We start from the raw sequence: 13,170 nt of genomic DNA, 5'->3' as shown, positions 1-13,170 counted from the left end.
AGCGTAGACGTATATGTTAATCAATCAAAAATCTGTTATTATGGAAATTATACAACAAACACCACACGTAAGGGAAGACAAAACGCTTCTAGTACTCACACATTTATCACAGCTGTTACATTATGTAGTAGGTTTTGGCGGTCTTATCGTACCGCTCATTATCTGGGCGGCAAATAAGGAGCGCGTGCAAGAACTAGATGAAAATGGAAAGCAGATACTTAACTTCCAGATAAGCCTTATTGTATATGCACTATTGAGCATACCGGCTATCCTTCTACTAGGCCTGGGGCTCATCACATTACTAGGAGTCGCTATCTTAGGGTTTGTACTACCTATTGTAAATGCCGTAAGAGTAAATAGGGGAGAGAAGCCTAATTATTATATAAGCATCAAGTTTTTAAGCTAGCGGGCGGAGATATTTTTTATCCATCCAGAAAGTACCAAATGGAATGATAGAACACAGCAGTACAATGGCAAGTGTTTTATTGTTCCATTTTAATACGGGCTTCATCATAATAGCCATCACGACATAGGCAAGAAATAAAAAACCGTGTGCCATCCCGATTACTTTGTTTGGCGCACCATTGTCAAAAGCATATTTTAACGGCATCGTGATAAAGAGAATCACAAGAAATGAAACTCCTTCTAGTAAACTAAGTATTCTAAAGCTTTTGAGCATTGTTTATTTTTTTGACAAAAATAATACGCAACGTAAAATGAGCCAACAATAAGCCGCACTTATTCTACCGCAAAGAGGATAAGCTGGTTAAGCTGGTTCCCAAAAGAGTTAAAATTATTATCAGAAATAATTATAAGTGACCGTTTCCCACTCTCTAGTACGGGTCCAAAGGTCATTCCCTCTATATTATCTATCATACCATCTGTAAGTTGTGGTCGCAAGGTCTCCATATCTAGTAAAAGCGTTTTAGTAACAGGAGTATATGAGGCTTCCTGCAAGCTTGCTATATCACGTACATCTGTAGCACCAGCGGTATTTACCTTATAAATCTTGACATCATTACCGCCATCACTATGGCCAGAGGCATAAGAGCGCTCTAGTACCAGAAAAAAATCTTTATCATAAGAGAGGATCTCTGTCACACCATTTACCTCTAGCTTGCCAGGTCTTGCCACCTTATCTAGTAGATACACATACTCTGCTGCAAAGGTGCCATCTGCCTCTATATGTGCCATACGCACCGGTGACTGTGCTTCTTTATACGTAGGTTCATTACCGTCTTGTTTAAGCGGTAACTCTGTGGTAAGCCAGTAGCTATTATCGCTATAGTCTCTTGTGAGTGCTTCAAAAACGCCATTATTACGAGGTCCTTTATCCTTTTGAGAGATCAAAAACTTAGGTGCAACCGTCATATCTTTTACATAAGCTCCGTCTTGTGATGCCATACGTACAAAGGGCTGTATCCCTTTTGCCACATTGCCCTCACTGCTCCATATAATGTGATTATCATTTGTAACGCGCAGCGCCTCGGGATCTGCAATGCCAGGTGTAAAGACGCTGTCCTTATCCTTAAAATAGGTAACTGCTGTAAACACAGGTTGTGATATACCGGCAGCGCTAGTTGCTATGCGCGCTGTATAAAATCTAGGGTGTGCTCTGTCATCACAAATCATAAACCACTGTCCGTTTGCATAATCTATAGAAGAGAGACCGCCCACCTTAGTCCCGTTATAAGTGGTAGCTGCAGGTATAATAGTCTCATCTATAAAAGTGAGCGCTGTAATTTCGGCCTTAGCGGTGCTTTTTACGCCTTTTGGTAAGGAGTTGCAAGAAGTTATGAGTAATAAACAAAGAAGCGGGAGTAGGCTACGTAGCTGCATAGGTGCATATCATTTTAGGTTACAAAGGTCTGTCATTTTATGATAATATAACGTTATCATTCTAGATTAAGGGCGTGGTAAATTTTCACAATACTTTAAAATAGTATGTTTCCGCTTTCGCGAAAGCGTGATTACCTTTATACAAAACTCAATCACAATGGAAGATTTAAAAGATAAAGTTGCCCTCATCACGGGCGGTACCAAAGGAATAGGGAGAGGCATAGCCGAAGCATTACTACATCAAGGAATGAAAGTAGCCATCACCGGAAGGGATGAAAAAAGCACTAAAGAAGCTGCCACAGAGCTCACCGAAAACGATAATTACATACTAGGCGTCGCTGCAGATGTAAGAGATTACAATAGCCAGCAGGCTGCTGTAAAGGCAACGCTTGACAAGTTTGGGAAGATAGATGTACTCATTGCAAACGCGGGCTTGGGACATTTTGAAAATATTACAGATATGACACCCCAGCAATGGAACGAGACTATAGATACAAACCTCACGGGCGTATTTTACTCTGTAAAAGCGTCGCTAGAGGCTATAAAAGAGTCAAAAGGGTATATGATTACCATCTCTAGCCTTGCGGGTACTAACTTCTTTGAGAAGGGCACGGCTTATAATGCGAGTAAATTTGGCCTTACAGGGTTTTCACAAGCCTTAATGATGGATGTACGTCAGGATGATGTTAAGGTAACGACTATTATGCCTGGGTCTGTGAGTAGCCATTTTGGTGGGAGAACGCCAGATGAGGGTACAGACTGGCGCATACAACCAGAAGATCTAGGGCAACTCACTGTAGACTTGCTTAAGATGCACCCTAGAACGCTACCTAGCAAAGTAGAGGTGAGACCAGCAAAACCACCCACAAAATAAGTGCATAAAAAAAGCCTCAAATTGATATTTGAGGCTTTTTTTTATTTGTGACTTATAGGCTTAGTAATCTCTAAGCGCCTGTACATACACACGTAGTTCGTCTTCATTTGTCTTTTTGTCTATATTTTTTATAAGAGACATAAAGTAGTGAAAACTCTCTTCTGGAGTACTTTCGGCAACTTCTACTTCAGAGATGATTTCATCATTCTCATCTGCGATATCCTCATCTTGTGGGATAGGGATGGCAAAAGTTCCATACTCTTCTATATGCTCTGCAGAGAGGCGTGTAGCCTTTGCAAGTAATGGTAGTTGTTCTGTAATAGTATGTGGGCGTAAAGCTTTAAGGTCTTCAACTACGGTATTTGTAATGATTCCGTTTTGAGCAACATCAGCGATCAATTTTTTGATCAAGTTTACGGCTTTACTATCTTGTAATGTATTCATTGCAGGTGGTGGTTTAGTAACTGTATTGGTATTGTTACAAAAATAGGTTTTTGAATCGCTTCTTGCCACTATTTTTTATTTTAAATTCGCTACAGGTAATCACTTCTTAATGAGTAAACGAGCACTTAAAAAACATCTTACCACCTTAGATAACGCTGCCTTACAAGAGCAAATTATCGAGTTATATGACCGTATACCAGCGGTTAAGACCTATTATGATTTTGTTTTTAACCCTAAAGAAGACAAGCTGGTAGACGAAGCAAAGGTTAAAATAAGTAATGAATATTTTCCTACCCGCCGTAAACGAGCAAGAAAAAGGAGGTCTGTTGCTCAAAAATACATCAAGCACTTTAAAACACTAGGGATAAACCCCTTACTACTTGTAGACGTAATGCTTTTTAATATTGAGATAGCACAAACCTACGCCCAGGGTACCACACCACAACCAGATGCTTTTTATAAAAGTATGCTCAACTCTTTTAAAGAACTTGTGCAGTATGTGACCTATCATCATTTACTAGAAGAGGTAGGAGATCGCATAGAGCGCATTGTAAGTCTTACCGAAGATGAGCGCTGGCCTAATGCAGCACTTTTTGACGAAGCAGCAGACCCAGAGTAAGATTTTGTAAGATTAGTACTATTTTTTTTGCGGTACGCTTTCGCGAAAGCAGAAAAATCCCTTAGTTTTGCAAGATTCACTTTTAACCGAAGAAACCTACACTTTTGAGCGACCTCATTAAAGAAAAAGACACTCCAGAAAAGAAATTATACGACTACCAGCTGAAGGATCTAGACGCCGTTTTTAGCGTGATGGATAGAACCACTCCAGATTATAACCTGTTGTATCAGCTGCCTACCGGCGGTGGTAAAACGGTAATATTTTCTGAGATTGTACGTAACTATATAAAACGTGCAAATAAGAAGGTAGTTATCCTTACACACCGTATTGAGCTCTCTAACCAGACCTCGCGTATGCTTACGGAGTTTAAGGTGCCTAATATGATTATAAGTAGTGATGTAAAAACCCTAGACGAAGCAGATGATTATATGTGCTACGTAGCAATGGTTGAGACACTCACAAACAGACTACAAGAAGAGCAAATCACAATGGAAGATGTGGGGCTCGTAATTATAGATGAAGCACACTATAACTCGTTTAGAAAACTCTTTAGCTACTTTAAAAATGCTTTTATACTAGGTGTGACAGCAACACCGCTAAGTTCTAACATAAAGTTGCCTATGAAGGACAACTATCAAGAACTTATGATAGGAGAGAGCATACCTGCACTTATAAAAAGAGGGTTCTTGTCTAAGGCAGAAACCATAAGTTATAATGTAGGACTAAGTACCCTAAAGCTGGGTATTAATGGAGATTATACTGTAAAATCTTCTGATATCTTATATACAGATGCCTCTATGCAGCAAAAGCTGCTTAGCGCCTATGAAGATCAATCTAAAGGTAAGAAGACCCTTATTTTTAATAATGGTATTAATACGTCTAGATACGTACACGAGACTTTTAGACAAGCGGGATACGACATACGCCACTTAGATAACACAAATAGTGCTAAGGAACGTGCAGAGATATTAGACTGGTTTAAAAACACACCAGACGCGATACTTACCTCTGTAAGTATCCTTACAACAGGTTTTGATGAACCTACGGTAGATACCATTATACTCAACAGAGCAACAAAGTCGCTTACACTTTACTTCCAGATGATAGGTCGTGGGTCACGTATAGCGCCTGGTAAGACTACCTTTAAAGTATTAGATTTAGGTAACAATGCTGCACGTTTTGGTCTTTGGGAAGCACCTATAGACTGGAAAGAGATATTTGCATACCCAGATTTTTACCTTGAAAATCTAATTGCAGATGAGGAGATAGAGCGCAACTTCACATATGTAATGCCTCCAGACCTTCGTAAAGAGTTTGCAAATACAGAAAAGATACACTTTGATATAAAGAAGGAATATAAAAAGGTAATTAAAGAAGGTAAGAAAGCAAAGACCGCACTAGAAAATGCCATCGAGCAACACGCACAGATGGTGGTAGAAAACAGTGAAGACGTTTTTGATGCTCGTGTGCTGGCTCGTAAATTACGAGATGATATTGCTTATAGAGTACGCCAGTATTCTTATAGTATTATGAATAATACTCAAAACTATAGAGACTGGCTACAAGAAGATTACGAGCGTAAGTTAAAGCGTAGGATTAATCAGATATGTCGTGAGCGAGATATGTAATATCTCTAAATAATAAAATATAAAAGAGCCCAAACAATACGAGATTGTTTGGGCTCTTTCATTTTAATCATTTACAGCTCACTAAGATTTCATCTCAGTGGCATAGGCTTGTACCTCGTCAAGTACGCGTAGTAAATTACCACTCCATAGTTGTTCTATTTGTGCTTCTGTATACCCTCTCCTTACAAGTTCTACAGTAACATTCATCGTTTCTGAAGCATCGCTCCACCCTTCTATACCGCCACCACCATCAAAATCTGATGAGATGCCTACGTGATCTATTCCCATCTTCTCAACTAGGTAATCTATATGATCTACAAAGTCTGTCACATCTACAGCAGGAGGGAGGTCTGTGCGTTGTGCGAGTTTCTTTTTTTGTACCGGTAGCATTACGGTTGTATACTTCTCATAGTATTCTGCTCGTTGCTCTTGTGGTAAAGCCATTACCTCTTTGCGCTCCATCCATTTAAGACCTATAGAGTCTGCAATTTCTTTTAGTATTTGCTGTGCTTCGGCTTCATAGGCATCGTGCTTTTCTGTGTTTAGGTAGCTTTTAAAAGCCACTGTCTGTACAACGCCACCGTTTTCTACCATCCACTGTAATTGCTCATCATCGAGATTACGGCTGTGGTTACATAATGCTCTCGCAGAGGAGTGTGAAGCGATTATAGGTGTCTCACTTAGTTCTATCATTTGTCGCATAGCTTCTTTACTAGGGTGTGATACATCTATCATCATACCTACGCGGTTCATCTCTGCAATAACCTCTTTACCTAGATCACTTAGACCATTGTGAAGCCATACATCATCTGCCTCACCGGTATTACTATCACTTAGCTGGCTGTGGCCATTATGAGCAAGAGACATATAGCGCGCACCTAGGTCGTAAAACTTCTCAACGTTTGTAATGTCTGTACCTACAGGATATCCGTTCTCTATCCCTATCATTGCTACTTTTTTACCAGATTTCCAGATCTCTCTAGCTTCTTTTGCACTTGTGGCTAGCTGGATTTGCTCTGGAGCTATCTCTTCACAAAGTTTATGGATTGCGTCAAATTTTGACATAGCATTTTCATAGGCGGCTTTATAGCCTTCTTCATTAAGTTCACCTTGACCTGTGTAAACGATAAACCAAGGCACATCTAGACCGCCTTCTTGCATTTTTGGTAAGTTTACTTGAGAGGTAAGCTTTTGTGTATAATTTATAGAGTCTGTAAAGTTCTTGACGTTTATATCACAGTGCGTGTCTAGCGTCATAACATTTTTATGGATGGCCGTAGCCTTTGCTATAAGTTGGCTTTCTGTCATTTTTTCTGGAGTTTTTACTTCTTTCTCTTGACAAGATTGTAAGAGTAGCACACAAGCAACAACATAAAATAGTTTATTCATTGGTTAGGATGTTTGGATTAAGCATCCTAAGGTACTAAAAATGTCTGCTTTATTGTCTAAAAGATATGGCACTATATAACAAAAAGAAAACCCTAGCGCATATAGCAACTAGGGTCTTCCAAACTAACCAACCAAAGTTATTATCTCCTATCCTCTTCTTGATCTCGTAGTGGTTGCTCTACTTGATTTTTTATTTGATGAAGATCTAGCGCTTGTACTTCTTGTGCTGCGCTGTGATGTTGCTTTACGCTGTGTACTACGTTGTGAAGTTGCTTTTCTTGCATTAGTACTTCTTGATGTAGTTGCTCTCTTTTGAGAAGAGCGTTGCGTTGTTCTCGCCTGTGGGCGTGATGTTCTGTTACTTGCTACAGACTTATTGCTAGAGCGTTTTGTCGCTGTTCTAGTAGTAGGTCTTGTTGCTGGTCTCGTAGTTCTAGTAGAAGCCTTGCGAGCTGTATTACCAGATCTTGACGTTATCGCCTTTGTACTTCTGCTTGAATTTCCTCTTGCTGTTGTAGTAGGTCTCCCACGTTGAGCACCATCACGAGCTACTGCAGTATTTCTTTTTGCATTTGTAGTTCTTGCAGCTGTATTACCTCTTGAAGTAGTACGGTTTGCACGGCTTATGGTTCTTTGTGAGTTTCCTCGACTTGCTACTCTACCAGTATTTGCACGAGTAAAGCGAGCATTGTTACGATCTACATTATCACGACGACCATTATTATGTGCTACACGACCTCTATCTGGACGTCTAAAGTCTCTACGAGCATTTCTATATCCATTATTATAACCTCTGTAATAGTTGTTTCTATGAAACGCGTAGTTATAACGTATAGGAGTGTAAAATCTTCTGTAAGGCGTTGTATACACTAGACATCTATTAAAGAGTGGTCTATAGTAATAGTTGTGATATGGGTGAAATACATAGTTTCTGTTATACACATTTATAAAACCTGTGTAGTGTGAAAAAGCGCCAAAGTTATTATAGAATACCTGTAAGCCACCTACACGAGAGATTCTGTTGTTTCTGTAAAAGATATTTACATCACCTGCTTGTGAGATACGACCATAGTTGTCATAATATAGAGGTGTATTTTCTATCTGTATCACAGCTCCATACTCATCATACTGTACGTAAGGGTCATAATCAAAACCTGTGTTAAAACTTATCCCTACAGGTCCAGCGTTTACAGATAGACTTACGCCCTCTACATATTCTGGAATGTAAAAATCAAATTCGCCATCTGGAAAGACAGAAAACTCTATCCCGTTTTCTACAAAGATGTATTTACTTCCGTCGTAAACTGTTCCTCGTCTTATTGATGTATCTTCTTCTGCTGCATAGGTACTTCCTGCAAAGGTGAGTAGACCTATAAATAATAATGCTATCTGTTTCATAATATTCGTTTTTTATCAATGTGGATTGATGTTCACGATTACCTAAATACAAGTAGCGTGCCAAAGTCCGAAAACGTTATCGTGTTAAGAGGGTGTGTATATACGCTTTCGCGAAAGCGCAACAAGTGTTAATCATATTTAACTGTCTGAAATACATTTATTTGCAATCTAATTTGTTTTGATAATTCTATATGTATCTATGATAAATTATGGTATTTGAAATATCCCATATTCTTATAAAAATAATTTTGAGTAATGGGTAAATTGTTAATTATCTGTTATTTAAAAAGACAGCATTTAGATTTTAAAATACCTTTACAATAAAAAAGCTATGCATAAGTCAACCACAAAAAAACACGCAGATTTTCAAGATCCCTATCGTCGTTCGTCAAATTTTAGACGCATTATCCCAAAGGAAACTTTTGCCGTAGAGGGTGATGGCAACGTGACTTTAGATACAGAAGAGAACTAGGCACGAGCCTAAAATCTATTTACACAATAAGAGAAGCCTTTTTATCAATATGATAGAGAGGCTTCTTTTTTTTTGCTTTCGCGAAAGCGTAAAACCCCATTGTTAAACTTCTCTCAATACACTTCACAAAAACTATTAAAGCCACTTTGCTCAGCACACAATCCTTGTAATTTTATAAAAAAAACCAAACAAGATATTATGGAAAGAGAGATAAAAGGAGATTTTAGAACCATTAATCCGCATACCGAAAAAGAGATTGCAACCTATACATACTTTACAGAAAGTGAAGTAAATGATGCAATAGACAATTGTCACGAAGCTTTTCTAGAGTGGAAAGATAAGTCACTAGAGGAGCGTGCCACTATTATAAAAAACATAGGCAAGGAGCTTAAAAATCATAAAGAACAACTCGTACAATTAATAACAGACGAGATGGGGAAAGTGGTGACACAAGGAGGATCTGAAATAGATTTGTGTATAGGCATAACAGAATATACTGCAGCAAATGCAGGAAAAGAATTAGAACCTATAGAGCGTGATTTACCAAATGGAGGTAAAGGAATCATTACCTACTCACCAGAAGGTGTAATATATAGTATACAACCGTGGAATTTTCCAACATACCAACCACTACGTGTTGTGATAGCAAACTTAATGGCTGGTAATGGAGTACTTCTTAAGCACGCACAAAATGTGACTGGAAGTGCATTGCTCGTAGAAGAAGTACTACGTAAAGCAGGTGTGCCAGAAGGACTTTTTAAAGTACTAGTAATAGATCACAGCCAGTCTAATGATGTCATTAAGAATGATAAAGTACGTGGTGTAACCTTTACAGGAAGCTCTGCCGGTGGACGCAAGGTAGCCGAAAAAGCTGGTGCTGCCATCAAGAAAACAGTTCTTGAGCTAGGTAGTAATGATGCATATCTAGTTCTAGATGATGCAGATATTGAAATGGCTGTAAAGGCTTGTGTGCAAGGACGCCTTATTAATAATGGAGAAACCTGTATCGCTGCCAAACGTTTTGTGGTGGTAGATAAAGTGTATGATGCTTTTAAGGAAGGATTTGTACAGGGTATGAAAGATGCCGTAATGGGAGATCCTAACAATGAAGATACACAGCTCGGACCTATTGCACGTGAAGATTTAAGAGATTTACTTGCAGAACAGGTAAAAGAAAGTGTAGAAAAAGGTGCCGTGATAGAAGTAGGAGGAGAGGTGCCAGATAACACGGGGTATTATTACCCATCTACCGTATTAAGTAATGTAGAGCCAGGGCAACCCGCTTATGATGATGAGCTTTTTGGCCCAGTAGCATCACTTATACGTGCAAAAGATAATGAAGATGCGATGCGCATTGCAAATGATAGCCGTTTTGGACTAGGAGGAGGAATCTTCTCAAAAGACGAAAAAGCTGCTATACAACTTGCACAAAAGCACTTTGATACCGGGATGGTATTTGTAAACTCATACGGACTTGCTCAGCCTATGATGCCTTTTGGAGGCGTAAAAGACTCTGGGTATGGTAGAGAGCACGGAGGTTTTGGACTTAAAGAGTTTGTAAATGCAAAATCTGTAATGCTCGTAGAGGAGTCGTAAGAAATACGCTTTCGCGAAAGCGAACTAAAAATCCATATTATGATGAGGGCTTCAAGGAAATTTTCCTTGGGGCCTTTTTCTTTATCCAGAATAAAATACCTAACGATATTGCTGCACAACTAGAAAAACCTATAAAAAGCGGTAGGGTAGTGTTCTCTACAAAGCGGCCTATAAAGGTACTTATAGGTACAGCCATAAGTGTGGAGATGAGCCCAGTGATAGCCGCTCCTATACCAGCAATATGACCTACTGGCTCCATTGCAAGCGCACGTAAGTTTCCAAACATAAAACCTATACAAAAGAACTGTAGCGCAAAGAAAGCGACAAGTATATAAATAGAAGGGTGTAACACATCATAAAATAGTATTACATATAGTAATGACACACAAAAAAAGCCTGCAAGGGCATAGGTAACTAGTTTTTCCATCCCTAGACGCACTACCAGCGTGGCATTAAGAAGTATGGCGGCACCTATAGAGGCTGCTAGACCTGCAAATATGTATGGAAACTCATCTTCGAGGCCATATTGATTTTCAAAAATTTGCTGGCTGGCACTTAGGTATACTAGAAAAGAGCCAACGATGAATCCCTGTATAATAGTAAATGCGATGGTGCGCTTGTACTTTATGGTTTCATAAAAGCCACTTAAAATTCGTTTTACTGAGTAAGGTATGCGCTTGTCTGGGGTGAGTGTCTCGTGCTGGCGTTTCCAAAACCAGAACATAACAAGCACACTTATAATAACCTGTACTATAAAAATACCTTGCCAGTTCCAGGTGTCTAAAACTACTTTTCCCATTGCTGGAGCAACGATGGGTATGAGTAAAAAAACTACCGTTACAAAAGACATTATGCGTGCCATATAATCTCCTTCATACAGGTCTCTTATAATAGCAACACAAATAGTACGCGGTGCAGAAAGTCCAACTCCTTGTAATATTCTACCCAAAATCATCACTTCAAAACTACGCGTGTAAACACATATAAATGAAGCGATTATAAAAATAAAAAAACCTATATAAACCGACGATTTACGCCCGCGAGCATCTGCCAGTGGCCCAAAAATAAGCGGACCAATACCTAGCCCTAAAAAGATCATTGTGATGAGCAGTTGGTTATCTGCCGGTGTCTTAGTTTGTATGGCTTCTCCTATGATATCAAGAGCAGGAAGCAATGCATCTATAGCGAGCGCCGTGACAGACATAAGTGCTGCCATAAGGGCGATAAATTCTATTTGCGAACTACGGGATTTTTGCATCCGGCAAAAGTACGCCGTATTTATAAGCTAGCCGTTGCTATTTCCTTAAAGGAATATTAAAAATGTGTGACCTTAACGCATAAAAAAGCCAGCAACAGCTGGCTTTGTAAATCTCACTAGGGTAGTAGCTCTATAAATCTAGATCTCCAGACTGTCCTAGATCTTGCTTGTTACCAGTTAAGGCTCCCAGTCCCATTTTAAATAAAGTAGTAATCATACCATCTTTTGTGTCCCAGTAATGTGCTTCTTGCGGTACGACCTTGATAGCTGTAATGTTTGGGTCTGTAGGCCCGTTAAACCAGGCATCATCGCTGGTTGTGTACAGCTTTTTTATGGTCTCCAGATCGTTGTAAATAAAGGCTTGACCGTAGATGCTCATATACTCCATCGCTGTAGGCTTTGAGTAGAGTAGTTGTACGTCTTTGTCTTTATGGATAAAGCTATTGTGATCACTGTCTTTATTACTTAAAAACCAGAGACTTCCTTCTTGATCACACTTTTTTGTACTCATAGGGATCACGTGAGTAGGTCTTGCGCCCAGATTAGTCTCAAACATCGCATAGTCTATGCTTTCGGCTAGTTCTTTCAGTTTATCGTATGCTTCTTGATTAGATAGATTCTTTGTGCTCATAATGTTTCTTTTTTCATAAAGTTAGCGCTCGTATGAGGCAATCGCTAGGTCTTTAACGCCAGTTTATAAAGGTTTAACGAGCTTTTAGCACTGTGTGGAGTATTTGTTATGAGTGAGGTTACGCTTTCGCGAAAGCGTACTCAAAACCCAATAAAAGCATAGGGGAGACACTCCAAAAAATAAACTTATAGATACCACGCTAGACAGATATTTATAATACCGAAAAGGGTGCTAACTCGCTATAAACTAGTCTCTAAAATGTAATTTATTTGTATTTTCAGCTAGCTAATGAGGTGTTTATGAAATTATTTAATCGTTTTAGAAAGAATGTAATAGCAGGCAGCGGTCTCAAAAAGTACCTTTTATATGCTGTAGGAGAGATCATATTGGTCGTTTTTGGGATACTTATAGCACTGGGTATTAATCAGGCGTCTGAGGAAGGTGATAAGCGCAAGGAAATGTATCGCATTGCAGAGTTAGTACAATCTCAAATGAAAGATGATGAGAAAAACATAGAGAAGACTTTAAAAGAACTGGATTTACTTGAAAAAATGATTGATACGGTTTTATATAAAACGCCACAAAATAAGTCTATAGATGCAAACTGTGAGAGTTGTTTTCAAGTTTTATTAGGATCGCCAGTGCCCAATACATCTGTGCGTGTTCCTAATCTTATAAGACAGAATCCCTTAGTTAAGGGAAATATTGAAAAACAGTTACATAAGATAGAACTTCTTTATAATGATGCTTTACAGCAACAGGAGCTTTATGATCAAGTAGTGTATGATCAACTCACAGAAAATATTAATCATTGGAAAAATAATTATGACTGGTTTGCCGGATACTTATCTAGAGGTAGCTGCGAAGGAGATTGTTTAGACTATTTTCAAAATAGTCCCGATTATAGAAACCGTGTGGCATACTTTGAGTTTACTATTGTTATAGCATACTATGCAGAGCTTTATATTTTAGGAAAACAGATTAAAAAGGAGCGTGAGGTACTTGAGGCCTTGTTATAGGTT

14 protein-coding genes are annotated in these 13,170 nt (G+C 38.9%); 7 read left to right on the top strand and 7 right to left on the bottom strand.

The window, feature by feature from the left end; translation table 11 throughout:
- The first annotated feature begins 40 nt into the window (after positions 1-40).
- Positions 41-406, top strand: a complete 366-nt coding sequence (locus Q0948_RS08385; RefSeq protein ID WP_298350602.1) for a DUF4870 domain-containing protein — start codon at positions 41-43, stop codon at positions 404-406.
- Here Q0948_RS08385 and Q0948_RS08380 read toward each other — a convergent pair.
- Together Q0948_RS08380 and Q0948_RS08375 are read right to left on the bottom strand one after the other, a co-directional pair.
- Positions 398-679, bottom strand: coding sequence for a DUF3817 domain-containing protein (locus Q0948_RS08380; protein ID WP_298350603.1), 282 nt, complete (start codon positions 677-679; stop codon positions 398-400). The two genes, Q0948_RS08385 and Q0948_RS08380, sit on opposite strands and share 9 nt — an antisense overlap.
- A gap of 59 nt (positions 680-738) precedes the next feature.
- A complete protein-coding gene (locus Q0948_RS08375; RefSeq protein WP_298350606.1) occupies positions 739-1,839 on the bottom strand; it encodes an esterase-like activity of phytase family protein in 1,101 nt (366 codons plus the stop codon).
- 157 nt (positions 1,840-1,996) lie between these two features.
- On the opposite strand from Q0948_RS08375, the gene Q0948_RS08370 reads away from it, so the two are divergent.
- Positions 1,997-2,713 (top strand): SDR family oxidoreductase, encoded by a 717-nt coding sequence (locus Q0948_RS08370; RefSeq protein ID WP_298350608.1) that lies wholly within the window; start codon positions 1,997-1,999, stop codon positions 2,711-2,713.
- 60 nt (positions 2,714-2,773) lie between these two features.
- Here the strand turns inward: Q0948_RS08370 and Q0948_RS08365 are convergent, their stop codons facing one another.
- Positions 2,774-3,157, bottom strand: a complete 384-nt coding sequence (locus Q0948_RS08365) for a hypothetical protein (RefSeq protein ID WP_021779113.1) — start codon at positions 3,155-3,157, stop codon at positions 2,774-2,776.
- 109 nt (positions 3,158-3,266) lie between these two features.
- Between Q0948_RS08365 and Q0948_RS08360 the strand changes: the two genes are divergently transcribed.
- Positions 3,267-3,776, top strand: a complete 510-nt coding sequence (locus Q0948_RS08360) for a DUF6155 family protein (protein WP_298350611.1) — start codon at positions 3,267-3,269, stop codon at positions 3,774-3,776.
- Positions 3,777-3,880: 104 nt separating this feature from the next.
- The gene (locus Q0948_RS08355; protein ID WP_035324756.1) at positions 3,881-5,404 is read left to right on the top strand and encodes a DEAD/DEAH box helicase; all 1,524 of its coding nucleotides are present in this window, start codon (positions 3,881-3,883) and stop codon (positions 5,402-5,404) included.
- 81 nt (positions 5,405-5,485) lie between these two features.
- Here Q0948_RS08355 and Q0948_RS08350 read toward each other — a convergent pair whose 3' ends face one another.
- Together Q0948_RS08350 and Q0948_RS08345 are read right to left on the bottom strand one after the other, a co-directional pair.
- A complete protein-coding gene (locus Q0948_RS08350; protein ID WP_298350613.1) occupies positions 5,486-6,793 on the bottom strand; it encodes a dipeptidase in 1,308 nt (435 codons plus the stop codon).
- Positions 6,794-6,940: 147 nt separating this feature from the next.
- Complete coding sequence (locus Q0948_RS08345) at positions 6,941-8,191, bottom strand: hypothetical protein (protein WP_298350615.1); 1,251 nt, start codon at positions 8,189-8,191, stop codon at positions 6,941-6,943.
- Positions 8,192-8,522: 331 nt separating this feature from the next.
- On the opposite strand from Q0948_RS08345, the gene Q0948_RS08340 reads away from it, so the two are divergent.
- On the top strand, positions 8,523-8,663 hold the full coding sequence (locus Q0948_RS08340) for a hypothetical protein (protein WP_021779118.1): 141 nt from the start codon (positions 8,523-8,525) through the stop codon (positions 8,661-8,663).
- A gap of 198 nt (positions 8,664-8,861) precedes the next feature.
- Positions 8,862-10,259 (top strand): NAD-dependent succinate-semialdehyde dehydrogenase, encoded by a 1,398-nt coding sequence (locus Q0948_RS08335; RefSeq protein ID WP_298350620.1) that lies wholly within the window; start codon positions 8,862-8,864, stop codon positions 10,257-10,259.
- A 37-nt stretch (positions 10,260-10,296) separates the two neighbouring features.
- Here the strand turns inward: Q0948_RS08335 and Q0948_RS08330 are convergent, their stop codons facing one another.
- Positions 10,297-11,541: a multidrug effflux MFS transporter gene (locus tag Q0948_RS08330; protein ID WP_298351371.1), complete on the bottom strand. Its 1,245-nt coding sequence runs from the start codon at positions 11,539-11,541 to the stop codon at positions 10,297-10,299.
- 106 nt (positions 11,542-11,647) lie between these two features.
- A complete protein-coding gene (locus Q0948_RS08325; protein WP_298350621.1) occupies positions 11,648-12,148 on the bottom strand; it encodes a pyridoxamine 5'-phosphate oxidase family protein in 501 nt (166 codons plus the stop codon).
- 299 nt (positions 12,149-12,447) lie between these two features.
- Between Q0948_RS08325 and Q0948_RS08320 the strand changes: the two genes are divergently transcribed.
- The gene (locus Q0948_RS08320) at positions 12,448-13,167 is read left to right on the top strand and encodes a hypothetical protein (protein ID WP_298350623.1); all 720 of its coding nucleotides are present in this window, start codon (positions 12,448-12,450) and stop codon (positions 13,165-13,167) included.
- The last annotated feature ends 3 nt before the right edge of the window (positions 13,168-13,170 follow it).

Origin of the sequence: uncultured Dokdonia sp., assembly GCF_947496725.1 — a bacterium.
Classification (GTDB): domain Bacteria; phylum Bacteroidota; class Bacteroidia; order Flavobacteriales; family Flavobacteriaceae; genus Dokdonia.
The sequence above is the reverse complement of the archived record's forward strand: the minus strand, read 5'-3'. Positions and strand labels throughout refer to the sequence as shown.

Excerpts from the sequence above, each read along its gene's own strand:
- Q0948_RS08385 (WP_298350602.1), top strand. The coding sequence starts at position 41 with ATGGAAATTATACAACAAACACCACACGTAAGGGAAGACAAAACGCTT.
- Q0948_RS08380 (WP_298350603.1), bottom strand. The coding sequence starts at position 679 with ATGCTCAAAAGCTTTAGAATACTTAGTTTACTAGAAGGAGTTTCATTT.
- Q0948_RS08375 (WP_298350606.1), bottom strand. The coding sequence starts at position 1,839 with ATGCAGCTACGTAGCCTACTCCCGCTTCTTTGTTTATTACTCATAACT.
- Q0948_RS08370 (WP_298350608.1), top strand. The coding sequence starts at position 1,997 with ATGGAAGATTTAAAAGATAAAGTTGCCCTCATCACGGGCGGTACCAAA.
- Q0948_RS08365 (WP_021779113.1), bottom strand. The coding sequence starts at position 3,157 with ATGAATACATTACAAGATAGTAAAGCCGTAAACTTGATCAAAAAATTG.
- Q0948_RS08360 (WP_298350611.1), top strand. The coding sequence starts at position 3,267 with ATGAGTAAACGAGCACTTAAAAAACATCTTACCACCTTAGATAACGCT.
- Q0948_RS08350 (WP_298350613.1), bottom strand. The coding sequence starts at position 6,793 with ATGAATAAACTATTTTATGTTGTTGCTTGTGTGCTACTCTTACAATCT.
- Q0948_RS08345 (WP_298350615.1), bottom strand. The coding sequence starts at position 8,191 with ATGAAACAGATAGCATTATTATTTATAGGTCTACTCACCTTTGCAGGA.
- Q0948_RS08340 (WP_021779118.1), top strand. The coding sequence starts at position 8,523 with ATGCATAAGTCAACCACAAAAAAACACGCAGATTTTCAAGATCCCTAT.
- Q0948_RS08335 (WP_298350620.1), top strand. The coding sequence starts at position 8,862 with ATGGAAAGAGAGATAAAAGGAGATTTTAGAACCATTAATCCGCATACC.
- Q0948_RS08325 (WP_298350621.1), bottom strand. The coding sequence starts at position 12,148 with ATGAGCACAAAGAATCTATCTAATCAAGAAGCATACGATAAACTGAAA.
- Q0948_RS08320 (WP_298350623.1), top strand. The coding sequence starts at position 12,448 with ATGAAATTATTTAATCGTTTTAGAAAGAATGTAATAGCAGGCAGCGGT.